Source organism: Pseudoalteromonas sp. 120-MNA-CIBAN-0494 (assembly GCF_040308885.1).
Classification (GTDB): domain Bacteria; phylum Pseudomonadota; class Gammaproteobacteria; order Enterobacterales; family Alteromonadaceae; genus Pseudoalteromonas; species Pseudoalteromonas nigrifaciens.
Genome location: NZ_JBEOOE010000020.1, coordinates 1 through 23,678, shown reverse-complemented (window position 1 = coordinate 23,678; position 23,678 = coordinate 1). Strand labels below are relative to the sequence as shown.

The 23,678-nt window shown below is 39.7% G+C and carries 25 protein-coding genes and 1 pseudogene; 7 read left to right on the top strand and 19 right to left on the bottom strand.

Annotated elements, in window-relative coordinates; translation table 11 throughout:
* Positions 1-52: 52 nt before the first annotated feature.
* Positions 53-229: a hypothetical protein gene (locus AAEY55_RS12345; protein ID WP_179807513.1), complete on the bottom strand. Its 177-nt coding sequence runs from the start codon at positions 227-229 to the stop codon at positions 53-55.
* A gap of 140 nt (positions 230-369) precedes the next feature.
* On the opposite strand from AAEY55_RS12345, the gene AAEY55_RS12340 reads away from it, so the two are divergent.
* Positions 370-798 carry a thioesterase family protein gene (locus AAEY55_RS12340; protein ID WP_086993205.1) on the top strand — a complete coding sequence of 143 codons (429 nt, stop codon included), beginning with the start codon at positions 370-372 and terminating at the stop codon, positions 796-798.
* 21 nt (positions 799-819) lie between these two features.
* Entirely contained in the window at positions 820-1,872 is a 1,053-nt protein-coding gene (locus AAEY55_RS12335) for an aldo/keto reductase (RefSeq protein WP_197182820.1), read from the top strand.
* 92 nt (positions 1,873-1,964) lie between these two features.
* Here the strand turns inward: AAEY55_RS12335 and AAEY55_RS12330 are convergent, their stop codons facing one another.
* From AAEY55_RS12330 to AAEY55_RS12305, 6 genes are read right to left on the bottom strand one after another with little or no spacing between them, the layout of a single operon-like run.
* The gene (locus tag AAEY55_RS12330) at positions 1,965-2,579 is read right to left on the bottom strand and encodes a fumarylacetoacetate hydrolase family protein (RefSeq protein ID WP_306287789.1); all 615 of its coding nucleotides are present in this window, start codon (positions 2,577-2,579) and stop codon (positions 1,965-1,967) included.
* A gap of 21 nt (positions 2,580-2,600) precedes the next feature.
* A complete protein-coding gene (locus tag AAEY55_RS12325; RefSeq protein WP_350551568.1) occupies positions 2,601-4,556 on the bottom strand; it encodes a response regulator in 1,956 nt (651 codons plus the stop codon).
* A gap of 26 nt (positions 4,557-4,582) precedes the next feature.
* A complete protein-coding gene (locus AAEY55_RS12320) occupies positions 4,583-5,044 on the bottom strand; it encodes a response regulator (protein ID WP_011329045.1) in 462 nt (153 codons plus the stop codon).
* Complete coding sequence (locus AAEY55_RS12315) at positions 5,045-6,529, bottom strand: ATP-binding protein (protein WP_182678282.1); 1,485 nt, start codon at positions 6,527-6,529, stop codon at positions 5,045-5,047.
* Between the two features lie 26 nt (positions 6,530-6,555).
* Positions 6,556-6,762, bottom strand: a complete 207-nt coding sequence (locus tag AAEY55_RS12310; protein WP_182678284.1) for a histidine kinase — start codon at positions 6,760-6,762, stop codon at positions 6,556-6,558.
* Positions 6,763-6,777: 15 nt separating this feature from the next.
* Positions 6,778-8,118, bottom strand: a complete 1,341-nt coding sequence (locus tag AAEY55_RS12305) for a sigma-54 dependent transcriptional regulator (RefSeq protein ID WP_350545992.1) — start codon at positions 8,116-8,118, stop codon at positions 6,778-6,780.
* 229 nt (positions 8,119-8,347) lie between these two features.
* Here AAEY55_RS12305 and AAEY55_RS12300 point away from each other — a divergent pair, with 229 nt between their 5' ends.
* Positions 8,348-8,860 (top strand): NUDIX hydrolase, encoded by a 513-nt coding sequence (locus AAEY55_RS12300; RefSeq protein ID WP_182678286.1) that lies wholly within the window; start codon positions 8,348-8,350, stop codon positions 8,858-8,860.
* 34 nt (positions 8,861-8,894) lie between these two features.
* Here the strand turns inward: AAEY55_RS12300 and AAEY55_RS12295 are convergent, their stop codons facing one another.
* Entirely contained in the window at positions 8,895-9,392 is a 498-nt protein-coding gene (locus tag AAEY55_RS12295) for a YgjV family protein (protein WP_182678288.1), read from the bottom strand.
* 48 nt (positions 9,393-9,440) lie between these two features.
* Positions 9,441-10,007, bottom strand: coding sequence for a Crp/Fnr family transcriptional regulator (locus AAEY55_RS12290; protein ID WP_182678290.1), 567 nt, complete (start codon positions 10,005-10,007; stop codon positions 9,441-9,443).
* 286 nt (positions 10,008-10,293) lie between these two features.
* Between AAEY55_RS12290 and AAEY55_RS12285 the strand changes: the two genes are divergently transcribed.
* The gene (locus tag AAEY55_RS12285) at positions 10,294-11,673 is read left to right on the top strand and encodes an NAD-dependent succinate-semialdehyde dehydrogenase (RefSeq protein ID WP_179807506.1); all 1,380 of its coding nucleotides are present in this window, start codon (positions 10,294-10,296) and stop codon (positions 11,671-11,673) included.
* Positions 11,674-11,875: 202 nt separating this feature from the next.
* Here the strand turns inward: AAEY55_RS12285 and AAEY55_RS12280 are convergent, their stop codons facing one another.
* The 3 genes and pseudogenes from AAEY55_RS12280 to AAEY55_RS12270 all read right to left on the bottom strand — a co-directional run bounded on the left by AAEY55_RS12280 (position 11,876) and on the right by AAEY55_RS12270 (position 13,749).
* Positions 11,876-12,952, bottom strand: coding sequence for an endonuclease/exonuclease/phosphatase family protein (locus AAEY55_RS12280; RefSeq protein WP_011329053.1), 1,077 nt, complete (start codon positions 12,950-12,952; stop codon positions 11,876-11,878).
* Between the two features lie 19 nt (positions 12,953-12,971).
* A pseudogene (locus AAEY55_RS12275) lies at positions 12,972-13,421 on the bottom strand (hypothetical protein).
* 79 nt (positions 13,422-13,500) lie between these two features.
* Positions 13,501-13,749, bottom strand: a complete 249-nt coding sequence (locus AAEY55_RS12270; RefSeq protein WP_011329055.1) for a TIGR03643 family protein — start codon at positions 13,747-13,749, stop codon at positions 13,501-13,503.
* Positions 13,750-13,930: 181 nt separating this feature from the next.
* Between AAEY55_RS12270 and AAEY55_RS12265 the strand changes: the two genes are divergently transcribed.
* Together AAEY55_RS12265 and AAEY55_RS12260 are read left to right on the top strand one after the other, a co-directional pair.
* Positions 13,931-14,590, top strand: a complete 660-nt coding sequence (locus tag AAEY55_RS12265) for a YoaK family protein (RefSeq protein ID WP_011329056.1) — start codon at positions 13,931-13,933, stop codon at positions 14,588-14,590.
* Positions 14,591-14,663: 73 nt separating this feature from the next.
* Positions 14,664-16,730, top strand: coding sequence for a TonB-dependent receptor (locus AAEY55_RS12260; protein ID WP_179807504.1), 2,067 nt, complete (start codon positions 14,664-14,666; stop codon positions 16,728-16,730).
* On the opposite strand, the gene AAEY55_RS12255 is transcribed toward AAEY55_RS12260, so the two are convergent.
* Positions 16,718-17,512 carry a helix-turn-helix domain-containing protein gene (locus tag AAEY55_RS12255; RefSeq protein ID WP_011329058.1) on the bottom strand — a complete coding sequence of 265 codons (795 nt, stop codon included), beginning with the start codon at positions 17,510-17,512 and terminating at the stop codon, positions 16,718-16,720. The genes AAEY55_RS12260 and AAEY55_RS12255 overlap by 13 nt on opposite strands.
* A gap of 114 nt (positions 17,513-17,626) precedes the next feature.
* Between AAEY55_RS12255 and AAEY55_RS12250 the strand changes: the two genes are divergently transcribed.
* Complete coding sequence (locus AAEY55_RS12250; RefSeq protein ID WP_350551563.1) at positions 17,627-18,820, top strand: MFS transporter; 1,194 nt, start codon at positions 17,627-17,629, stop codon at positions 18,818-18,820.
* A gap of 80 nt (positions 18,821-18,900) precedes the next feature.
* On the opposite strand, the gene AAEY55_RS12245 is transcribed toward AAEY55_RS12250, so the two are convergent.
* The 6 genes from AAEY55_RS12245 to AAEY55_RS12220 all read right to left on the bottom strand — a co-directional run bounded on the left by AAEY55_RS12245 (position 18,901) and on the right by AAEY55_RS12220 (position 23,471).
* Complete coding sequence (locus AAEY55_RS12245; RefSeq protein ID WP_086993227.1) at positions 18,901-19,338, bottom strand: Rid family detoxifying hydrolase; 438 nt, start codon at positions 19,336-19,338, stop codon at positions 18,901-18,903.
* Positions 19,339-19,345: 7 nt separating this feature from the next.
* Positions 19,346-19,759, bottom strand: coding sequence for a GFA family protein (locus AAEY55_RS12240; protein WP_350551560.1), 414 nt, complete (start codon positions 19,757-19,759; stop codon positions 19,346-19,348).
* 132 nt (positions 19,760-19,891) lie between these two features.
* Entirely contained in the window at positions 19,892-20,104 is a 213-nt protein-coding gene (locus tag AAEY55_RS12235; protein ID WP_011329062.1) for a hypothetical protein, read from the bottom strand.
* Positions 20,105-20,199: 95 nt separating this feature from the next.
* Positions 20,200-21,462, bottom strand: a complete 1,263-nt coding sequence (gene tyrS / locus AAEY55_RS12230; protein WP_179807500.1) for a tyrosine--tRNA ligase — start codon at positions 21,460-21,462, stop codon at positions 20,200-20,202.
* 180 nt (positions 21,463-21,642) lie between these two features.
* Positions 21,643-22,437 carry a LuxR C-terminal-related transcriptional regulator gene (locus AAEY55_RS12225; protein ID WP_179807499.1) on the bottom strand — a complete coding sequence of 265 codons (795 nt, stop codon included), beginning with the start codon at positions 22,435-22,437 and terminating at the stop codon, positions 21,643-21,645.
* A gap of 32 nt (positions 22,438-22,469) precedes the next feature.
* Positions 22,470-23,471 carry a fatty acid desaturase gene (locus AAEY55_RS12220; RefSeq protein WP_011329065.1) on the bottom strand — a complete coding sequence of 334 codons (1,002 nt, stop codon included), beginning with the start codon at positions 23,469-23,471 and terminating at the stop codon, positions 22,470-22,472.
* Positions 23,472-23,678 lie beyond the last annotated feature (207 nt).

Sequence of the window (23,678 nt, the reverse complement as noted above, 5' to 3'; positions counted from 1 at the left end):
TTTATACAGCCATTATTATAGAATCACCTGTAATTAGCAAGCTTGTACCCTATTAAAAACAGCGTTTATTATTTTTACGCTTTTTAAAAGAGTACAGCCAAAACCCTGCTTCCAACGCAAAGCCCACAACTGTTAAAGCAATTACACCCGATGCATTACCCATCGCGTAGCAAATAAATGCAGCTATAAAAACTAAACAGACTAAAAGCCAATTAACGACACTTTTCATACATATCTCCCTAGCTGTGTTATATAACAATAAAGCTTTTATTTAATTAAACCAAACATAAAATACCCTAGGTTAATTACCTTGAGGTAATAACCCCATATTGATAACCTAAACACTTTAAAATTAAAGGGCGTAAATGTATGCAAACGTTTAAAGATCAACATCCTATTCATACTGATATTACTGTGGCATGGGGAGATATGGATGCCCTGCAACACGTAAATAATGTCGTTTATTTACGCTATTTTGAAATAGCTCGCATCGATTTTTTAAATAAAATAAATCTTTTTGAAACCATTAGCAGCAAAGGTATTGGCCCTGTGATCAGCGAAAACACCATTCGCTATAAACGCCCGGTTACTTTTCCCGATACTCTCACTGTAGGTGTCACCATTAGCGATATTAAAACAGATCGCTTTATGATGAACTACAACGTGTTTAGCCACGCGCAAAATGCCATTACCACTACGGGCACTTCGCAAGTCGTAATGTTTGACTTTCAAACTGGTAAAAAGTCGCCAATCACTGAGCCGCTTTTATCTGCTATACAGCAATATACCCAAAACTAAGCCAGTAAATAAGGAGCTTATATGCAATACAACCCACTAGGTAGCAGTGGTGTAAACGTCTCAAGGGTCTGCTTAGGTAGTATGACGTGGGGGTTACAAAACACGCAAAGCGATGCAGATCAGCAAATAGCTTATGCGCTTGAGCAAGGTGTTAACTTTATTGATACCGCCGAAATGTACGCTGTACCGCCATCTCCCGACACCTACGGCAAAACAGAGCAAATTATTGGCAACTGGTTAGCGCGCAATCAAGATAAACGCAGCGACATAGTACTTGCCACTAAAATTGCCGGAAACGGTTTAGAGTGGATACGTGAAGGTAGCAATATTACCCACCAAACAGTCATTGCCGCGGTTGATGATTCGCTTAAACGCTTGCAAACCGATTACATTGATTTATACCAACTACACTGGCCCAACCGCGCCACGCCACATTTTGCTAAACAATGGCCAGGAATGCTTAAATTTACCGAGGTAGATTCGCAGCAACAAACTGCCGATATGCTCGATATATTAGAAGGTTTAAACGACTGCGTAAAAGCCGGAAAAATAAAACACTGTGGCCTTTCAGACGATACACCTTGGGGTGTTAACCAGTTTTTAAACTTAGCTAAAGAGCATAATTTACCGCGCATGGTGTCGATTCAAAACGAATTTAGCCTAGTACACGCCAAAGATTGGCCTTACTTAATAGAACAATGTGTACACGAAGATATTGCTTATTTACCTTGGTCACCATTAGCTGCGGGTTCATTAACCGGTAAATATTTAAACGGCGCACGCCCTGAAGGAACGCGTTGGACCTTTATGCAACGTAACGGTATTTTCCGCGATACGCCAAACGCACAACAAGCAATAAAGCAATACGTAGAACTTGCTCACGCCCATAATTTAACCCCAGCAGAACTTGCCCTAGCTTGGTGTAATAAAGTAGATGGCGTAACTTCTACTATTATTGGTGCCACGTCTATGGCGCAATTAAAAGAAGATATAGGCGCGTTTAACCTTACTTTAAGCGATGAAATTCTCGGCGCTATTAATCGTATTTTTAGACAATACCCTATGCCTTATTAAGCTAATGCGCATTAATTAAAAAGACCAAGTTAAAAGTAAAAACCGCAAGCTAAGTGCACCTACTCCATAGATGCACTTTTAACTTTGCATTATTACTCGGCCTGCCATTTATGCGCTAATATACGTTGCTCATTGGCGTACAGCGTGACACTAAATATACTGCCCGCCGTTACTTCACCAACCCCTGCAGGTGTGCCGGTCATTATCACGTCGCCATCTTCTAAGTACATAAAGTCACTAATTTCAGCTAAAATTTGCGCTGGTTTATGTAACATAAAATCGCTATTGCCTTGTTGTATTAGTTGATCGTTTATTTTGAGCTCAAAGCTAAAATGTTGCATCTCTTCGTTAAGCTCAACAAACGGCGTTAATAGCACAGAGCCGTCAAACGCTTTTGCTCGCTCCCACGGCAAGCCTTTGTTTTTTAACTTAGCCTGCACTTCGCGTTTGGTTAAATCAAGCCCCAAGCCAACGCCAACTAAACGACTATTTTTTACCACAAAGCAAAGCTCGGTTTCGTAATGTAAAGCATCCTTATTATGCTTAGCTAGCAACTTAGTACCAATTGCACTATTAGGCTTATTAAATAACACCATTTGCTCTGGCAGTTCATTATTTAACTCTGCAATGTGTGCGGTGTAATTACGCCCTACACACACCACTTTTGAGGGCAATACGTTGTCACAACCCAATGTTACTAACTGCATAAATCAACTCTATATTGTTGGTTAAATAAGTGTTTCGAGCAAAGCTAAATTAATTGGTTTAAGCAGCACTTGCTCAATTTCAAGCTGTTTAATTTTTACTGGATCAGGTTCCATACCACTAACAATAACGCGCTTTAATTTTGGATAATGTTGTTTTATATGGTTTGCTAAATCTAAACCACTGCCGTCAGGCAGGTTCATATCTAGCAGCACTTTATCATAGTTAGCATCTGTTTTAAGTATGGCTAAACAATGCTCATAACTGCTTGCTATGTGTGTTTCAACCCCTAAGCTTTCTAGTAAAAGTTGCGTTATTTGCGCCGCATCGGCGTCGTCTTCTACTAATAAAAAGCGGGTATTACTATGGGTAACTTCGGGGGGAATTAATACATCTGCTGTTTTATTATTTTTACTAAGCGTATCTTGTAAGCACTGATACAGTAAGTTGGAATCGACTGGTTTTGCTATCACATTATTAAACCCTAATGCTGATAACTCATTATGTATGCCTTTCATAGTTGCTGCCGTTAAGGCAATAATTGCGCCTTCAAAGCCAATTTTTCTAAGCTCTATGGTGGCTTCTTTTCCGCCCATAATTGGCATATGTATATCCATAAAAATAGCGTCGTAGTCTATTCCTTGTTGCTGGGCATTACGTACTTTTTCAAGCGCTTGCTTACCGTGCTCAGCGTAATCTACTTTTGCTCCTGCAGAAGTGATCATGTGGCCAACTAAAACGCGTAAATCACGTAAATCATCAACCACTAATACCCTACCATTAACTTTACATGGTGCATTTTTTTGCTGCATATTAGGGGTTAAGTCGAGCCTTAATAAGCTACGCTCTACATTTTTAATATTGCCCGGATAGAGCGAAATAATAAATTTAGAGCCTTTGCCTATTGCTGATTCTAAGGCTATTGAGCCCTGCATTCTGTTAAGTAACTCAGTACAAATAGCAAGTCCTAAACCTGCACCGCCCACTGCACGCGACTCAACATCAGCTATTTGTTCAAACGGTTTAAATATAAGCGCTTGTTTTTCGGGGGCAATGCCCATGCCCGAGTCTTCAATACTAAAAAATAGCATTTCACGGTCGCTAACAAACTCAGTCCAAGCACAAAGAGTTATTTCGCCTTGCTCGGTAAATTTAATTGCATTGTTGATAATGTTTATAAGTATTTGTCGAAGGCGAGTTGCGTCAATATTAACGATTAAAGGCAAGGGCTGTAGCGATTCAAAGCGTAATGACAAGCCCTTATCAAGCGCCGACACTCGCATTAAAGTAAATACGTCAGCCATTAAGCTATCAAGATTTACATCACTGCAATTAAGTTCAAGCTTATCGGCCGCTATTTTTGATAAATCGAGGACGTCATTAAGTAAGCTTAATAAGTGTTTACCATTGCGATAAATTACACCTAGCTCGTTTTCGGCTTGTTTACTAAAGTCGCTTTGCATTAATAATTCGGTGTAACCTAAAACCGACGACAGCGGGGTACGTAGTTCGTGGCTTAAGTGCGCTAAAAAGCGATCTTTTGAGCGGTTTTCGGCTTCGGCTTTTAATCGTTCAAGTCGCTCATCTTCAACATCGCGACGGGCTAAAGCATAACGTATTGCGCGCGCAAAGCGGCTAGTGGTCATTTCACTTTTAACTAAATAGTCTACAGCGCCGGCATCAAGTGCAGCCGAATCTAACGCCTCATTAGATTGCCCTGTTAACATAATTATTGGGCCACTAAAGCCGTTTTTTATTGCTTGTTTTAATACACTTAAGCCATCTGAGGCACCTAAGCGATAATCTAGCAGACAAATGTCATGCTTATTCTCACTAAGTACTTTAACTGCTTGTTTAGGGTCGCTAACCCACTCAATCTCAAATGTATGGGAACTGAGCTGCTCAAGATAATCGCTAGTAAGAATATAATCATCTTCATCATCTTCAACAAGTAGCAGCTTGGTTGCCTTAATAGACATGCAATCTCCCGTTTTAGTGGCTGTTTTTAATCATTATAAGTATTTGGTAACTCTACAAACTCAACCCAGTACTTACCGAGTGCTTTCATTAGTTCAACTAAACCATCAAAGGTAACTGGCTTAGTTATATACGACGCAGCACCTAAGTCGTAGCCTTTAACCATATCTTCTTCTTGCTTTGAGGTAGTTAAAATAACAACAGGTATACCCTTTAAGCATGGGTTTGCTTTAATAGCTTGCAATGCCTCGCGGCCATCCATACGTGGCATATTTAAGTCTAATAAAATTAAACCTGGTCTGGGTGATGTATCTTTTTGCTCAAATTTACCTTTTCGCTCCAAGTACTCTAATAGCTCCACACCATCTTCAACAAAATGCAACTCGTTAAGTACACGGCTTTCGGTGAGGGCATCTTGAGTTAATAAACGATCATCTTCATCATCATCAGCCATTAAAATAGTGATTGGTTTTACTTTCGTAAGTGGCATTTAAGCCTCTCCTTGCAATGTGAAAAGTTCGCTTTCCACAGGTAGTTTTATAATGAAGCTTGCACCCTCACCCATGTTACTTTGTGCTGTTATAGTACCGCCATGACGCTCTACTATACGCCGACAAACAGATAAACCTATGCCGGTGCCTTTATATTGCGAGCGACCATGTAAACGCTGAAATGGAACAAATATTTTATCTGCATAATCTGGCGAAAAACCAATACCGTTGTCTTTAACGGTAATTATTTGCCACCAAACCTCGGTATTATGCCCTTCACTAAACTCACTCGTTTTTATATGTTCAATATTAATAATCGGTTGTTGTTCTGGATGCCTAAATTTAACCGCGTTTGAAATTAAGTTTAAAAACAACTGTTGCATCTGGCTTGGGTCGGCCTGAATTATTGGCATATCGCCCACATTAATCTGCGCATTAGACTCTTTAATAGCAATTTCTAAATCACTTAAAATATCATTTAATACACTATTTAAATCGGTATCAACAAAATTTTTGCCACGGGTGGTAATACGCGAAAATTCTAATAAGTCATTAATTAAATTAGACATACGCTGCGCTGCATTTTTCATGCGCGCTATATAATCCATGCCTTTTTCACCTAACTCGTCTTTAAACATAGTTTCGAGACGATCGCTAAATGCTTGAATTTTACGCAACGGCTCTTGCAAGTCATGGCTTGCTACAAAGGCAAACTCTTCTAGCTCGCGGTTACTGCGGCTCAACTCATCTGAATAAAGCGTTAGCTCTTGAGTTCGCTCTGTTACTTTGTTGGCTAAGGTTTCGTTTTGTTTTTCAAGCTCTGCACGATACTGCGCAGCATTTCTTAAATTTAACCGTGTAAGTACAAACATGCCTATAATTAGCAAGCCACTAGTGACTGCAGTAATGACAAAAGTAATTTTAGCTTCATTTTTTATTTTTGCTAACTTAGAAAAATGGCTAACTTTAAACAACATTTCTCGGTCTTGAATTTCGTTTACCGCTAAGCGAATTTGTTTATACAGCTCTCGTCCTTTATCTGTGTTAACTAAATACAGCGCACTGCGCTCTTTATTATTTTGCGCTAAGTTAACGGTCTTTTTTAATTCAATTTCCTTTTGATCCACTAACGACAATAACAGTGCAATGCGCTCTGCCTGGCCATTAATTTCTGAACTTAACGATTTTACATGCTCAGTTTGTGACTCAAGCTGCTCAAGTGCATCATAATAAGGAACTAAATAATCACTTTTTTCTGTAAGTAAATAACCTCGCTGACCCGACTCGGCCTGCACAACTGACAAATGTAACTTTTCGATAGCGCTAGTGAGCATACTGGTATTGTCTAAACTATTTTGCGTTTGGCTTAATCCTCGTATGGTATTTACTGCCAAAAATGCATTACCAATAATAATAGATAACACCACAACAATAAATGTTGCCCAAATGACATTAGCTTTACTTGGTTCTTTTTGCGTACTCATTTAGCATCCTAATTCAAAGAGATAAATTATTGCGAGTCTGTAATTGTTTGTAAGCTTTCGCTGCACTGCTGACAGTTAGCAATAATTTTATTTAGCGCATCGAGTGCTTTCTCTTTAGGCATATCGTTTTCTAGCACCAGCTTTATCAGCTCCGCATTCATCGAAATTCGATTAAGTGGCGCTCTCGCATCGTGTACTAACTCATTCAGAGGTTTTTTACTGTCATTGCTCATTGTTTTCCTCAAATTTTATTTATATTCGCCAATGCCACCATAAGCATTAAGGCGGTTATAAAGTGTTTTAGTACTAATACCCAGCATTTGTGCAGCCAGTGTTTTATTACCTTGTACCTTATCGAGCGTGGCATGAATAAGTTCTTTTTCTACTTCTTCAATAGTTTGTCCTGCCGACACTTGCTTGTCCTTAACTTGGCTATTCACTTTTGAAAATGGCGACTCTAAGTTATCGGGTAAGGTAATATCACTGGTTTGTGGATCGCTCATAATAAACGCACGATGTATTGCATGGCGCAGTTCGCGCACGTTACCAGGCCAGTCATAACTTTGTAGCTCTTTTAACTGTTCGTTATTCCAGTTAAATGCGGTGCCATTTTCATCATTTAATTGCTCTAAAAAGGCGTTTGCTAATAGTGGAATGTCTTCTTTACGATCGCGCAGTGCCGGTATATCAATAGGAAACACTGCCAATCTAAAGTAAATATCTTCACGAATAATATTATTTTGCGCTAAATCGGTAAGTGAGCGGTTAGTCGCGGAAATAACTCGGCAATTTGTAGGTATTTCGCGGTTTCCGCCAACACGTGTTACTTTTTTTGTTTCTAGCACGCGCAGTAAGTTTGGTTGCATACCAATTGGCATTTCGGTTACTTCGTCTAAAAATAACGTGCCGTCATTTGCTTGTTCAAACACGCCTTCTTTACGTGCAATGGCACCGGTAAATGCGCCTTTTTCATGGCCAAACAGCTCACTACTAATTAACTCTTTTGAAAAACCACCACAGTTACTTGCCACCAGCGGTCCTTCACATTCGCTGGCATTATGAATTGCCTGAGCAACCACTTCTTTACCCGCCCCACTTTCGCCCATAAGCATTACGTTGGCGTGGGTTTTAGATACTCGCTCTATCATGGTGTACAGCTTATGCATTGCTGTAGACTCGCCTATTAGCGTACCAAAATGGCGGGTTATAGCTGATGATTTTGTTTTTTTAATTGTTTTTTTCGGGCCATTTAATACCCGCTCAAGATCTTCACGCTGTAATGGCTTTAATAAATGCGCAACATTTGGCTCGCACATATCGGCTAAAATTCCCTTTACCGAAGGGTGCCCAGATATTAGGGTTATTTTAGGTGAATGGCCTATCATTTTTAAATGATCGAGTAGGTGCAAGCCGCTACCATCGGGTAGCATAAAGTCGAGCAGTATGTGATCAAAGCTATTGTTTTCTAGCCACTGATGGGCTTCTTTTAAACTGGTTGCAGTGCTTATATTATGGCCGAGGAATTCGACTATATGACAAACTACGTCACTAAACTCAACGTCATCGTCCACTAATAGTATATTTAACATGATTAATCCCTATGCTTTTTTATTATTCTACTTGGCCTTAGCACTAAAAGAAAGGCGCGCTATTTGTCGCTTAAATTACAAAGCTTTAACTATTTAGTTAAATTTTCATAAAAGAGTATTTTAAGCATACTTGATGTACTTAAACTTAAAAAACACTCACTTTATATACTATTTAACAAAAACCTAAAATAAATAACTGATATAATTTAACTTTATTACAGGAGAGCAAATGCGCCAATTAAAAACCCTCATTCATCCAAGTATTAATATTGAGCAAGGCAGTCAATTCACACGTATTACCGCCCGCGCTATTGCCATGCATAAACAGCATATTTTATTAATGTATACAAAAAGATATGATGACTTTAGTTTACCTGGTGGTGGTGTTGATGAGCACGAAAGTATAGAGCAAGGGTTAATACGAGAGTTGCAAGAGGAAACCGGCGCACAAAATATAATAATAAAGAAAGAGTTCGGCCTGTATGAAGAATACCGCCCTTGGTACAAAGACGACTTTGACATTATTCATATAAAATCTTATTGCTATGTATGTAATATTGACCAAAAGTTAGGCCAAGCACAGCTTGAACACTACGAGCAACAAAATGGCATGATTGCCAAGTGGGTAGATATAAATGAAGCAATTGCCCATAACGAGCGAACACTTGCCACCAGCGATAAACAAGGGCTGTCGATTATTCGCGAAACCTATTTACTCAAAGAAATAGCTAAACAGTTATAGCCTGTAATTAGCTTTACTTACACCTGAGTAAAGCTCAACAAGGTATTTTTTTTGTGCTATAAAAACGATACAAGCCAACTAAATTACTGCTTAAAAATAAGCTTTCCATAACAATAGCGACCGGAGAGCCTGCAAAAACGTTATGGCTTATCCAAAATAAAGTACCTACAACCATACATAAACGCATATATAAGTCGTGCTTTTGAAACGATGCAAACGTTTGAATTAATGTCGCAATAAGTGCAAGTGCGCTAAACCAATCTTGCCAAGTAAAATAAACAGCCACGCAACACAGCAGCATAAAAGCATACATTGCCCACGTTTTACGTGCATAAATGCAGTAAAAATACCTAAAGGCAGCAATTAACATTAAGCAACCTGCACTATTGTGCCCCAACATAAAAAAGTGCACTGCAGTCAGTAATACCGACATAAATAAGCAGGTTAAAATTAACGAACGTGACTTAAACTGAAACGAAGCAAGGTCAAGTAATGTTGCTATAGCAACTAACGACTGAGCAATTAAAAACATAGTGACTCCTTAAAACAGCAAGTCTAACTAGCTTTAACGTTATTACTCTTAACTTAAGTTAAGTCGTTTACGAATTCTTGATAATGAAATTGCCGAAATACCAATATACATAGCCACTTGAGTTAAACTTAGCTGCGCCAACCAATGGGGCTTTTCGGCTAATAAATAACGGTAGCGTTGCTCGGGTGTATTAAGCAATAAAAATGCTTCTTTGGCCTCTTTAAATATAAGCTGCTGCGCAATAAGTTGTTGCTTAATTATTTGCCATTCGGGTTGATTAAATATATTCAATGGGACGCTAATAACGCTTACCCTATTAATTACTTTTAGTTGATAAAACGCTTCGGTATTCGTTAGCCAGTTTCCATAAAGTAGCGCAAACTCATCTTTAAAGTAAAACTCCTTACACCTTTGCCCGCCCTGTGCATCATCATGTATTGCACCTAACACCCCATCAAGAATTAAATAGCCATAACGCTGCTTTTGCCCTTGTTGTAACAATACGGTATCGCGCGCTATATGCTTAATTGGGTATTGCGCTGCAAGTTGCAGTTTTAAATTTGCAGCAAGTTCTTGATAGCTATCGCCTAGCGGCAAGATTGAAATTTCATTCATTTATATTAACCATTTTTTGATGAGGGTTTACTGGCTCTAACTAGCAAGCTAATAATAAAAAGCTAAGCCTAAAAACACGTAAATTACTTTAATTTTCTTGTAAATTTTGCAGCTACTTGCATTGTTTACAAAATATAACAGATAAATAAACTATAAGAATATTAAATTCATATTATAAAAAACATTAAATTTATTAATAACATAAACTTATAAATAAACTCGAATAGAACTTTAACTGGCATTACCTTTGCACTTCTCAGTACAGACAAACATAGAGGAGATTACAATGAGCAACACAGTTAATACGATCAATCCAACAACTGAGCAAATCATTAATACCTATACGCTGCTGTCGCAACAGCAAGCTGAGCAGGTAATCGAAAAATCTCATCAAACCTATTTACAGTGGCGCTTAGTGTCAGTGACCGAACGTGCAAAACACTTAAACAAATTAGCTTCATTATTCGAAGAGCAAAAAGATGCCATCGCCAAGCTTATGACCGAAGAAATGGGTAAAGTATACGCCCAAGGTTTGCAAGAAGTTGAACTGTGCGCAGGCATTTGTCGTTACAGTGCCGAGCACGGCCCTAAAATTCTTGCTGATGAAGAACGTGACATGGACGGCGGTCGCGCAATTGTTAGCTATCAGCCTACGGGTGTACTACTTGGCATTCAGCCTTGGAACTTTCCGCTTTACCAGGTAATTCGTTACAGCGCCGCTAATATTATGGCCGGTAACACCACAGTGTTAAAGCATGCCAGTAATGTATTTGGTATGGCCGAAAAAATTGAAACCTTGTTTAAACAAGCCGGATTTCCTGAGCACTGCTTTAGTAACCTACTTATTGATGGCAAAACAGCCAGCGCACTCATAGCGCATAAAGCGATTAGCGGCGTTACCTTTACCGGTAGCGATAGCACAGGTAAAAAAGTGGCCGAGCAAGCGGGTAAATACGTTAAAAAAACCGTACTAGAGCTTGGCAGTAACGACGCCTTTTTAGTACTTGATGACGCCGATTTAGAACTTGCCGTAAAAACTTGTGTAGCAGGACGTATGGTCAACAACGGCGAAACGTGTGTTTCGGCAAAACGTTTTGTAGTGGTTGAATCTCTGTATGATGACTTTAAAGCGAGAGTAAAACAGCAGTTTGAAGCCATGAAAATGGGCGACCCAATGGCCGACGGCACTGATTTAGGCCCAATGGCACGTAAAGATTTACGCGACGGTATTCACGAGCAAGTAATGCAATCGGTTAAAGCAGGAGCAAACATAGTCACCGGTGGTGAAATACCAGAGCAAACCGGCTTTTACTACCCTCCTACGCTACTTGATAATTTAGCGCCAGGCATGCCAGCGTACGACGACGAATTATTTGGCCCTGTTGCCTCGCTTATAAAAGCGAAAGACAACAACGATGCAATGAAAATTGCTAACTCGTCTCGCTATGGTTTAGGTGGCGGCATTTTCTCAAAAGACGAGAAAAAAGCCATTGAGCTGGCTAAAAAGCACTTCGACACCGGCATGATCAACATAAACGGCTACGGTTTAGCGCAACCAAACTTACCATTTGGTGGAGTTAAAGAAAGTGGCTACGGTCGAGAGCACGGCGGCTTTGGCATGCGCGAATTTGTGAACGTTAAAAGCATCATGATCCACAGCTCATAAACTTACTATAAAGTACGAGTACTAAACACTCGTTACTAGAAAGTAAAATAAAACACCGCGCTAATTCAGCGCGGTGTTTTTGTATTCAATTTATCTAACATCAATTTTTGTTATTACGATTTTATATCGCACTTTTACTCATCATTTTTATCACGTGCTAAAACGCAGCACCTAAGCTCTTTATAAATTAATTACTGAAAGCTTAACTCTTTTCAAACACTGGCACTTTGCGTTTATCTGCTTTGCTCATAGCGAGTTGTTGAATCTCTTCTTGCTTGTGCTGCGCCGATTTAGTTTCTAGCGATTGTTGGTCGGCATTTTCAAAGGTTAGCTCGGTTAATAGCGCGAAGTGATCAGAACCGTATTTAGCTAATCGTTTAATACGCTTTACTTTAAACCCTTCGCTGTGAAATAAATGATCCAGCGGCCAGCGCATAAAAAAGTAACTTGCATGAAAAGTATTGTAAAAGCCACGGCCTTTACGGGGGTCTAGTAAGCCACTAATTTGCATAAACAAACGGGTACTGCGCGACCAAGCTACGTCGTTTAAGTCGCCGGCAACTATGGTTGGCCGTGTTGGGTTTTTAAGTGCTTTTGCTACCATAATTAGTTCTGAGTCGCGCGGCCGCGATGAGTCTTCTTCGGTGGGGCTTGGTGGCGCTGGGTGAATAAAGTGCGCTTGCATTTTAACCCCTTGTGCACTTGCAAATAAAATATGAATTGACGGTATGTCGTCTTCTATTAGCTGGCATATTTGTGCGTCAAATATTTTAAATTTACTGTATAGGTGCATGCCGTAACGGTTGTCTTTAGGGCACTCTATGTAATATGGATAGTCTTTTTTAAGTACTGATAACTTATTTTGCCACCAGCTGTCACTTTCAAGGGTAATAAGCAGGTCGGGTTGATGCTGATCAACCAAGCTAATTAATTGCTCACTGTTATGGTTCGACATAAGTACATTTGCCGACATAATTCTTACACTGTGCGCAATGTGTTTTGAGGCGCTTTGCACTTCTTTTTTTGCCAACCAAGTATATGGGTATATCCACTTTCCCTGTAAAAACAGAATTAATACAGCGCCTGCAACAATATACAAAAAGTCTGTGGCGTTATTAAATGCAAAGTACCCAGCAACACATGCTATAAAGCTTGCAATATAAAACACTTGTAAGCGAATAAAGTCGCAACCACGCACCAGGTAATGCTGGCTATACGCCATAGGTAATAGCGTTATAAATAATAAAAAACTTGTTATTATTGCCAGCGTAATAAACATTTAAATTCCTGTTGGTTGCTTATCGACTCAAAATAGACAGTATTTCGCGCGTGTCGTGTACCATATGAATAATAGTACGATCTACCTCTATGCGTACAGTACCTTTATCTCGGTATCTGTCTATTACTTTGGCACGCTTATAAATATCACGCTCTAAAATATCACCTCTGTGGTAACTTTTATGCCAACCCGGTGGTGTCCACCCTTGACGAATAAGTTTTTTAGCTTCTTATTTAGATAAGTAGTTATCGTGGCGATCATATTTTTTATGGTGTTTTTTCCACTCATGCTTATTTGAATAGTGTTTTTTATTATGGTGTTTTTTATTGTACTGCTTGTTTGAGCCATGCTCGTATTTACTATGTTTATTATGGTGCTTATCATAATAATCATCTTTGTCGTGCTTTGCTTGTGCGTTAAATGAGCTCAATATTAAAATAATTAATGCGCTATAAATGGTTTTATACATAGTTAATCTCTGCTTTAGTTAATAACGCAAGATTAACAAGTTAGCCTGAACATTATATGAAACTCTGTATAAATTAATCTTAACGCTGCTTATATTGCGTTTTACAATGGCTGCGCATAATGGCGGGATCACGCAGCTTTAAATGTTTGGTTTTGCGCCCAGCGTGGCGTTTTCGCCATACTTTAAAGCTACCGCTGGCAATATTTTGGCGCATAAAAACCACCAACTGCGAATAGTTTAAGCCATAAAGTTGCTCTATTGCTTCAAACGGGGTTCTATCCTCCCATGCCATTTCTATAATGCGCGATTGCTGCTGGGCGTTAAACATAGTTATTTTCTCTTTAAAAAATAACTAATACGAAGCACTAAAATTGCACGATCAATTTAACTTAAGCCATATAAAATAGAGATATATTTAATTACGGTTATTTTTTATCATTATTTTAGAAGAAGAAAGTTTAAGTGTATGATATTAAATATATCTATAACCAAGTATAGAGAAGTTAACTATGTTTACAAAGCTGCCACGCTGGGTTGAATATGGCGCATTTACACTGGCATTTATTGCCGGCATTGTGAACGCCGTGGGTTTATTAGGATTTGAACATCAGGCTATTTCTCATTTGTCGGGCTCTGTTACTTTATTTGGCATTAAATTAATGAGTGATGGCAGTGCGGCATTATTACTGTTTAGTATCATAATTAGCTTTATGCTTGGCTCTGCGTTGTCGGGGTTTTTACTCAACGGTGGTTCGTTAAAGTTAGGCCGACATTACGATACTTTATTGTTTATTGAAGGGTTATTACTACTAGCCAGTGCCTACTTACTTTATAGCTCCTTTGTTTATGGCATAGTGCTGGCATCTGCCGCTTGTGGTTTACAAAATGCGCTGGCAACCAATTACAGTGGCGCAGTAGTACGTACTACACATTTAACCGGTATTTTTACCGACCTTGGTTTAATGATGGGCCGCGCATTAAAAGGCGATGCTGTAGATGGCCGAAAATTCATGGTGTTTTTACTGATCACCCTAGGTTTTTTATGCGGTGGTGTAATTGGGTTTATGCTATTTGAATTGTTTTCTGTAGCAACTTTAGTAGTACCGGCTGTTATGTGCTTTATTTTATCAATTACTTATCGGCTTTATCGTTTACGCAATACCGTTTAACGCAAGTTATTTCAATACGTTTGCCTAACGCTTACCATAGCACTATTGCCATATAATCAATGTGTAGGAATATATGAAACGCCATTACTTCCCCCCTTTGCTGTTACTCTCTCAGCTACCACTTATAGCCATTGCCAAGCAAAATGATGCTCAGCCAATTGAGCGCATAACAACCACTGCGTCGCGTGTTGAGGCGCTTAGTACACAGTTACCCGTAATTATTAGCGTGCTCAATGAAGCACAATTAAATGCCATTGCTCCTACGCATATTGAAGAAGCCATGCAAAGAGTCGCTGGCGCAAATATACAACGTGGTAATGGCCAAGAATATTTACCCGCGCTGCGCTCACCTGTTTTATCCGGCGCAGGTGCCTGTGGTGGTTTACTCACACTTGAGGATGGTATTGCACTAAGAGCAGCTGGGTTTTGTAATATAAACGAGTTGTTTGAAGCACATAGCGAAATGGCGCAGCGTATAGAGGTACTTAAAGGCCCTGGTTCTGCCCTGTATGGCTCAAATGCGGTGCATGGGGTTATTAACGTGATCACCCCAGATACAACGCAAGATGGCGGCTTAATCGGACTAGATTATGGCTCGTTTGGCTATAACCGCTATAAATTACGTGCTGGCCACGATATGGGCAGCAGTGGGTTAGGTATTAACGCCAGCATTACTGACGACAGCGGCTATCGCGATGATGAAAGCGTAAAACAACAAAAGGTAAACTTACGTCACCGGTATAATAATAGCGATTTAGCGCTTACTTCTGGGCTTACTTATACCCATTTAGATCAACAAACCGCAGGCTTTATTACTGGCCTTAAAAGCTATAAAGACGAGAGCATAGCACAACAAAACTTTGATCCGGATGCGTTTAGAAAAGCACGTTCGTTACGAGTATGGAGTAACGCCACTTGGCAAATAAATGACGATACACTCTCAACAACGGTGTATTTTCGTAACCAAAGTATGGACTTTTTTAAGCATTTTTTACCTGGTACGCCACTAGAGCACAACAGTCAAACCGGTGTGGGGCTGCAGTCGCTTTATCAACATCAGCTAGAGGATAATATTAAGCTTAACTTTGGCCTAGATGGCGAATACACCCGCGCCGACTTTTTACAAAGTCAAAACAAGTCAACTCAAGGCTCGGCATTTTTAGTTGCTACAGTACCCCAAGGTAAGCATTACGATTACGACGTAAATGCCACTTTATATGCACCTTTTGCCAGTGTTGATCTGCAACTAAACGATTGGTTAGTTACTCTTGGCGCTCGTTATGAGCACATGCAATACGACTACACTAACAACATGTTAGCGGGGCGCACGAAAGAAGACGGTACAGAGTGCGGATTTGGTGGTTGCCGATATAGCCGCCCTGCAAGTACAAAAAATAATTTTAGTAACTTATCGCCAAAACTTGGGGTTAGCTATCAGTACACTGTTAATAACCTGCTTTATGCTAACTTTTCGCGTGGCTACCGAGCGCCACAAGCCGCCGAGTTATATCAGTTACAACGCCAGCAAAACACCACTAATTTAAGTGCCGAAATAGCTAATAATGCTGAGTTTGGCTTAAAAGGCGTTTATCAAAATAGTCGTTATAATTTATCGGTTTATGCTATGAGTAAGCACCATACTATTTACCGCGACAGCGACTTTTTTACCGTGAATAATGGCAGCTCGCGCCACCGCGGGATTGAGTTTAAACTTGAGCATGCTCTCACCTCAACTTGGTCAGTTAACTTTGCCGCCAGTTATGCCAAGCATAGTTATACTAATGAGCAAATACTCAATAATATCAATATTAAAGATAATGATGTTGATACCGCCCCGCGTAAAATTGCCAATTTAGATTTAACCTGGCAGGCGTTTAATAACGCCAATGTGGCACTGCAATGGCATCATGTTGGTCGTTACTATACCGATCCTGAAAACTTACACAGTTATGACGGGCATGACATTTTAAGTTTACGAGCGCAGTGGCAAATAACAAATAACTTAGCGCTTGCAGCGCGTATTATTAACTTAACCGATACCGCTTATGCCGAGCGCGCCGATTACACTAGCTTTACCGGCGACCGCTACTTTCCAGGGCGGCCACGTAACGCCATGATCTCAGCAACTTATAGCTGGTAAACATCCAGATCGCTCATGTAACGCATGGGCGATTTTTTCATTACTTTTTTAAACATAGTAATAAACGCACTCACCGACTCATAACCTAATAGCTCCGATACCTGCTGCACACTTTGCTGATTAGATAACGCCTGCAGTGCAATTATAATATGCAATTGAGTGCGCCATTTACCAAAGGTCATACCGGTTTCTTTTTTTATTAACCGCGCTAAAGTACGTTCAGTTAAAGCAAATTGCTGTGCCCATTGTGGCAATGTTTTACGGCTATAAGGCTGGCTAATAAGTTGATTGCTCATGTTTTTAATAACACTGTTTTTTGATAGTACAAAGTCTAAAGGTTGAATTGGCATATCCACCAGCTGATCAAATAATACCTGTGCAAGCCGTGCGGTTTTACCCGTTAAGCTATAGTTTTGCTGATTACTTGCCAAACTAAGCATTAACTCTTTTATTAATGGGCTAATGGTTAATGTACAGGCTGTACTTGGCATACCTTGTAAGTTTGCATCAATAAATAAGTGGCATAAATGCGCATTATCAGATGCTCTATTACTGTGCTCTACATTTGCCGGGATCCAAATGGCGCTATGAGTAGGCACCATCCACATTTTTGTTGCCACTTCACAGGTAACATAACCGTGCAGGGCTAAAATTAACTGCCCTTTTGGATGAGTATGCAGCGGAATTTCACGGCTAAGCTGGGCATATTCTATTTTAGCAATAACCGGCTGCGGCATGATTTCAAAGTTTTTTATTTCATTCCAATCTTGGGGAAGCTGCATTTTGTCTGTTTTTAGTTATTTAATGTCTCTTTTACTAAATTATAGTGATGACTTAGCCTTTATACTAGTCTCTATTGCTTCTTGCTAAATAACCAACCTGCTAGGACGTTTACCTTGTTAACTCAACAATCTCAATCTCGCTTATCTTACGCATTATTAGTACTGGGAATTTTACTTATTGCCAGTAACTTACGTGCGCCAGTGACTGGTTTAGCCCCCGTGCTGGACCAAATAATTCTTAGTTTTAATTTAAGCGCATCACAAGCCGGTATGCTTACCACCTTACCGTTAATTGCATTTGCTTTAGCAAGCCCATTAGCCACTAGTTTAGCTAAAAGGCAAGGCTTAGAAGTGTCGCTTTTTATTGCCCTTATTTTAATTGGCTTAGGCTTAGCATCGCGCATGATAGATTCTGTGCCGGTACTTTATTTAGGCACCGCCGTCATTGGGGTCGGCATTGCGATAGGTAATGTGCTGTTACCGAGTTTAATTAAGCGCGACTTTGCACACAAAGTGGCTGTAATGACCTCGGCGTATGTGCTTGCTATGGGTATTTTTGGCGGTAGTTACTCAGCGTTAATTATTCCCCTTGCCGAATATAAACAAATGAGCTGGCAAATTGCTTTAGCCAGTTACGCGTTAATTACTTTAATAAGTTTATTTATTTGGCTACCGCAATTAAAGCTACGCACCAAACCGACTAAAGATCTGGTTGAAAACACCGGTGACGTTAAAGTGTGGCGCCAAGCCCTTGCGTGGCAAATTACCTTGCTACTTGGCTGTAACTCGTTATTTACTTATATAATTATTGGCTGGTTACCAAGCATTTTAATAGACAGTGGCCACAGCGCACAACAAGCGGGTGCACTGCAAGGCTCATTTCAGGTAGCTTCGGCTTTACCCGGTATTATCTTAATTCCCTTATTAGCAAAACTAAAAGATCAGCGCGTACTCACCTTTGTTTTAGGAGTGTTGGCAAGCCTGTCGTCGATTGGACTGTTGTATATGCCAGACTATGCGTCTGTGTGGTCAATCACTATGGGGTTTTGCTCGGGTGCATGCTTTATATTGGGCTTGTCGTTTATTAGTTTACGCACTCACGACTCACATCAAGCTGCGGCACTTTCTGGTATGGCGCAGTGTATTGGTTATTTACTTGCCGCTACTGGGCCTATTATTGCAGGTGCGCTGCACAGTTATTTTGGTAACTGGGCATCTACTTTATGGTTTTGCGCAGGTGCGAGCGCGCTATGTGCGGTGTTTGGTTATTTAGGCGGGCGTAATATTACTATGCGCAACAAAGCGTAAGCGTTAATTAAAAGTGGGCGGTGTAATCATTTGCCCACTTTTATAACTAATTATAGTTTAGTACTTTTTATATATTTAGCTTAAACAGCGCCAATACATTCAACCTCTACAACTGAATTTAGTGCTAACGCTTTTACTGCAAACGCACTGCGCGCAGGATATGGCGGGGTAAAGTATTCAGCATATATTTTATTAAACATTTTAAAGTCATTTATGTCGGTTAGCATAACCGTACACTTTACTATGTTTTTCATACTGTAATTATGCTGCTCTAGAGTACTTTTTATATTTTCGAGCGTTTGCTTAGTCTCTGCTGCAAAACCACCTTGTGCTAGTTTACCACTGCTTGTAAGCCCAATTTGACCCGACATATACAAGGTATTATCGACCCTTACAATTTGCGAAAAAGGTAAACTTGCTGAGGCCGCATTTAAGTGCTCAATATCACTGTTTTTTGCATTAGCAAAACCACTGCTCAATACACTGGTGAATAAGGTAATTAATGTTATTTTTTTCATCATAAACCTAATTTTTTGGGGTGGTGGCAAATGCAGGCACTTGCACTAAATCGTTCAACCAACTAACGCTAGACTGACACCAAATTTGCGCTACTGGCGTAAACTCATCGCGTTGATCAACCGCCCCTATTCTAAGGCCATATACACGGTTTTCTGTCGCTTCGTTGGTAGCATAAAGTGAGGTGCCACAATTACCACAAAACCCTTGCGCACGTTTATTACCACTTTGCGCCGTTTTTATATATTCTTTAGGCTTACCTTGCGTAAAAGTAACACCGTTAGGCTCACTCATTATTACCGCTCTAAATGGCCCACTCGACATGCATTGGCAATCACTACAGTGGCACACTAATAGCGTGTTACTTTGTGTTTTCGCTTGGTATTTTATGTCGCCGCAGTAACAGCTTCCAGTTATGTTCATTTTATATATCCATTATTTTTAACGAGCTCCACCCTTAAGGGTGCTTCGGTATTACACGAGTTTTATACTAAAAGTGTACCTGCATAGCAATAAAACACCACAGCCTAAAGCAACTATTTAGTGCCTCTAAATTTATGGTAAATACTGTTTAAACCAACGAAATAAATTAAAAAAGCGTGATTTAGCAATATGCTTATCAGCACTGTTTTTATTAAGCGCATCACGGCGCGCTTGCGCTATATTTGCTTTAGCAGCAAAGCGCAAGCGTTGCTCATTACTAAGATCGTCTTCAAAGTTAAGCTGTAACTTTTTTACCTCACGGCTACGTTTCATTGAACTACACATAGTACTACCTCAAAAAGGCTATTAACCTAATTAGTAGACAGGCTATGTGCGTTTTTTATTTCATAGGATGTTCAATTCAACACGCCTGTAACACTTTAAGCTAACTTAATAAGCCTAAATTGCTTTTTACCACGCTGCATTACCCAAAAACGATCAAACAGCGGAAAATCTAACTGTGCGTGCTCATCTGTAATGGCCTCGCCATTAATTTTAATCGCATTCGCGTTTATTAACTCACGTGCAGTACGCTTTGAGCTGGCCAGTTCACTTTTAACCAGTAACTCAGCAATATTAATTTTCGCGTCGCTAATAGCGTGTACGGCGAGCCCATCTTGCTCTAATTGCTCAAGCTCTGCCAAGGTGAGTGTTTGTACTTGGCCGTTAAACAATAATTGCGTAATGCGCTGCGCGCTTGCTAAGCCTTGTTCGCCATGTACAAAGCGGGTTAATTGCTCGGCTAAAATACCTTGCGCTTGAGGCTTTTGTTGGCTGGTAATGTCATTCGCTTCAATGGCTTCAATTTCTTTTACCGATAAAAAGGTGTAAAAACGCAAAAAGTTGTATACATCGGCATCGTCACAATTTAACCAAAATTGGTAAAAGCGATACGGTGAGGTTTTTTTCGGATCAAGCCAAATTGCGCCGCCTTCCGTTTTACCAAACTTAGTACCGTCTGATTTAGTAATAAGTGGCAAAGTTAATCCATACACAGTTTGCTTATTTAAGCGGCGGGTTAAATCAATCCCACTTACTATATTCCCCCACTGATCGTTGCCGCCAATTTGCACACTACAACCCAGTTCGCTATTTAATTTAGCAAAGTCGTACGACTGCAATAAAGTGTAACTAAATTCAGTAAACGATAAACCTTGATCAGGGCGTTGCAAACGTTGCTTTACCGACTCGCGGTTGATCATATTATTAATTGAAAAGTGCTTACCTACATCGCGAAAAAAATCCAACACTTCAATACCGCTAAACCAGTCGGCATTATTTTTTAATTGAATTGGCTCGCTTAAATGCGGGTTCATTACGCTCTCTACTTGTGAGCTTAAATCTGCTACCCAACCTTGTACGGTTTCTTTACTGTTTAAGCTGCGCTCGGTGGCTTTAAAGCTTGGATCGCCAATTAACCCGGTTGCGCCACCAATTAATGTCACCGCTTTATGGCCGGCATCACTAAAACGCTTTAACATTAGCAAAGGTACTAAGTGGCCAATATGTAAACTGCCCGCGGTAGGATCAAAACCACAATACACAACTTGCGAGGTTGCTAATAACTGCTCAAGCTGCGCTAAATCACTAACCTGAGAAACCAGGCCGCGATGTGTAATATCTTCCAGTAATTGTGTTGTCATTGTATTTATCCCACACACATGTGTTAATTAGTTAGGGTAAAAATACTAATTAAAGCTGCTACACAACCATATATCCCTAAAGGGATAGAAAGTACTTTATATTAATCAATTTAAGTAGAAGCGCTGTTTAACGGTGCGAAAGTAGTATTAAGGCAAGGCAAATATTTATGCTAACTAATCTTACTCGCTAGTGATTAAGTGGTTTAAAAACAGCTGAAAAAACTCACTCAACGAAGACACTTTTAATTGTGCGTAAATACGTTTACGGTGGTTTTTAACTGTACCTAAGGTGATATTTAATTGCTTAGCAATATCGTTAGAGTCGCAGCCTTGCACTAATAGCATAGCTATTTGTCGCTCGCGGGTGGTAAGTTGCTCGTTGGCAAAGGTAGCTAAGCCACGCTCAATTAATCGCCCTGTAGCTGTGGTAGTTAAAGGCCCAAGCAATAATAAGTTATTGCCCCAATGTTGGCGGCATAATGCTTTTATAAGGCTAAAATGAGCTATTAAGGTGCTTTTTTGTGCGGCGCTAAAGCGCTGTTTGCTTTCTAAAAAGCCTAAATAAATAACAATCCAGCGGCTCTCATCTGTGCGCACACTTATACTTAGTTCATCTACCCAACCGGTTTCGTTATAAAACTGTTGCTGGTATTGGGTATAAGCTGCTAAATCTTTATTTGCACTGATATCGACTAACCGATACACACCTTCATGGCCACTTTTTGACAGTTCAATATAAAAGGGATCGTTAATAAACGAATTGGTTAAATAGCGCTGAAACAATAACTCGCGTCGAGTATCTATCGAGTCGTATAAATAAATGGGGTGTTTATGGGCTCTACAGCCTAAAATCACCGCGCAGTCAAATTGCACTAAATGAGCAATGTAATTAACTATTTTTTGTGCAAAACCAGTTGAATTGATTGCTTCAACACATTGCGCAATTAGCTCATTTTCAGTGGGTTTTGCAATCATTACTGCCACGGTGTTTTAGTTAAATTAAAAGTTTAATTGGCGTTAGCATTATAAAAATTTGCCTGTTTAATACTGGCAAAATCATTAAAACGCACGCCATGTTCGCGCATTACATTTAGCACTTTTTTACTTAGCATTTGGCGTAAATAAAATGGCTGATTTGGCACAAAGTGATGAATACTATGGGTTTTACCAAAGTTAAAACAAAACAAGTGAAACGGCATAAATACCCGACTGGTTAACACATGGGTTTGCTCCAGCATATTGGTTACACCGCCATAGTAATGCATGCACGAGGTAACAAAATTTAGCGAGCTCGAGCGCACAATATTAGGTACAATTAACACCACCATTAAAAACTCAAATAGCGACATAGTGCTTAATAACCAAGCCGGCGAGCTTTGTGCAAGCCCAGTAAATAAATTAACACCATGAAATATAATTACGCTGTATAAAACAATAAAGTAAGCGGTGGTAATAGGAAAACCGGCATTAAATATCTTAAAAAAGTGAAAGCCTTTAATTTCTTTAGAAAAACGTTTGGCGTTAATTAATAAGCCTAATAAGCCATCCACAATAACCAACGCGCGTAACAAAGGATTTTTAATACCGTTACCCACTAAGCGCTCTTCTAGGTCTTGTTGTGTGCCTGAAGTTTTATGATGGTGTAAATGTAACTTACGACGATACCAAGGGCTGATAGTATTAGGGCGCATTAACCACACGGTTAGCATCATAAAATTATGCATAAATGGCTGATTACTAAAATACTGTTTATGAATTAAATCATGCTCTAACTCATGCGAAATAGATGCAGCCATAGCAGCTAAAATAATACATAACCACGCAGGAATAATGGCTAAATAATATAAAAAGCCAACCCCAACTAATGCCCCAAGAGATAACAGTAAAATAACCAATCCCAAGGTATTTTGATGCGTTAATAATGGATGCTTAGCGCGTAGCTTCGCCTCTTCAGCCTTAATAGCTTTAACAATGGCTTGAATATTTTCTTTTGCACTTAAATGAGTCATAAATTACAACCGATCAATTATGTTGGGGCGGATAATACCCGAACTGGTAAAAAAAACACCTTTGAGAGTACTTTCTTATGCTCTTTGATACGTAAGCGCGTAATTAGCCCCACATACCAATGTTAATGGCACCTATGCATAATTTACTCAGCATATTAACCTGAGGTAATTATGAATAAACAGCAAAAAATAAAACACTGGCAAGGC

Coding starts and splice junctions, on each gene's coding strand:
- AAEY55_RS12345 (WP_179807513.1), bottom strand. CDS start 229: ATGAAAAGTGTCGTTAATTGGCTTTTAGTCTGTTTAGTTTTTATAGCT.
- AAEY55_RS12340 (WP_086993205.1), top strand. CDS start 370: ATGCAAACGTTTAAAGATCAACATCCTATTCATACTGATATTACTGTG.
- AAEY55_RS12335 (WP_197182820.1), top strand. CDS start 820: ATGCAATACAACCCACTAGGTAGCAGTGGTGTAAACGTCTCAAGGGTC.
- AAEY55_RS12330 (WP_306287789.1), bottom strand. CDS start 2,579: ATGCAGTTAGTAACATTGGGTTGTGACAACGTATTGCCCTCAAAAGTG.
- AAEY55_RS12325 (WP_350551568.1), bottom strand. CDS start 4,556: ATGTCTATTAAGGCAACCAAGCTGCTACTTGTTGAAGATGATGAAGAT.
- AAEY55_RS12320 (WP_011329045.1), bottom strand. CDS start 5,044: ATGCCACTTACGAAAGTAAAACCAATCACTATTTTAATGGCTGATGAT.
- AAEY55_RS12315 (WP_182678282.1), bottom strand. CDS start 6,529: ATGAGTACGCAAAAAGAACCAAGTAAAGCTAATGTCATTTGGGCAACA.
- AAEY55_RS12310 (WP_182678284.1), bottom strand. CDS start 6,762: ATGAGCAATGACAGTAAAAAACCTCTGAATGAGTTAGTACACGATGCG.
- AAEY55_RS12305 (WP_350545992.1), bottom strand. CDS start 8,118: ATGTTAAATATACTATTAGTGGACGATGACGTTGAGTTTAGTGACGTA.
- AAEY55_RS12300 (WP_182678286.1), top strand. CDS start 8,348: ATGCGCCAATTAAAAACCCTCATTCATCCAAGTATTAATATTGAGCAA.
- AAEY55_RS12295 (WP_182678288.1), bottom strand. CDS start 9,392: ATGTTTTTAATTGCTCAGTCGTTAGTTGCTATAGCAACATTACTTGAC.
- AAEY55_RS12290 (WP_182678290.1), bottom strand. CDS start 10,007: ATGAATGAAATTTCAATCTTGCCGCTAGGCGATAGCTATCAAGAACTT.
- AAEY55_RS12285 (WP_179807506.1), top strand. CDS start 10,294: ATGAGCAACACAGTTAATACGATCAATCCAACAACTGAGCAAATCATT.
- AAEY55_RS12280 (WP_011329053.1), bottom strand. CDS start 12,952: ATGTTTATTACGCTGGCAATAATAACAAGTTTTTTATTATTTATAACG.
- AAEY55_RS12270 (WP_011329055.1), bottom strand. CDS start 13,749: ATGTTTAACGCCCAGCAGCAATCGCGCATTATAGAAATGGCATGGGAG.
- AAEY55_RS12265 (WP_011329056.1), top strand. CDS start 13,931: ATGTTTACAAAGCTGCCACGCTGGGTTGAATATGGCGCATTTACACTG.
- AAEY55_RS12260 (WP_179807504.1), top strand. CDS start 14,664: ATGAAACGCCATTACTTCCCCCCTTTGCTGTTACTCTCTCAGCTACCA.
- AAEY55_RS12255 (WP_011329058.1), bottom strand. CDS start 17,512: ATGCAGCTTCCCCAAGATTGGAATGAAATAAAAAACTTTGAAATCATG.
- AAEY55_RS12245 (WP_086993227.1), bottom strand. CDS start 19,338: ATGAAAAAAATAACATTAATTACCTTATTCACCAGTGTATTGAGCAGT.
- AAEY55_RS12240 (WP_350551560.1), bottom strand. CDS start 19,759: ATGAACATAACTGGAAGCTGTTACTGCGGCGACATAAAATACCAAGCG.
- AAEY55_RS12235 (WP_011329062.1), bottom strand. CDS start 20,104: ATGTGTAGTTCAATGAAACGTAGCCGTGAGGTAAAAAAGTTACAGCTT.
- tyrS (WP_179807500.1), bottom strand. CDS start 21,462: ATGACAACACAATTACTGGAAGATATTACACATCGCGGCCTGGTTTCT.
- AAEY55_RS12225 (WP_179807499.1), bottom strand. CDS start 22,437: ATGATTGCAAAACCCACTGAAAATGAGCTAATTGCGCAATGTGTTGAA.
- AAEY55_RS12220 (WP_011329065.1), bottom strand. CDS start 23,471: ATGACTCATTTAAGTGCAAAAGAAAATATTCAAGCCATTGTTAAAGCT.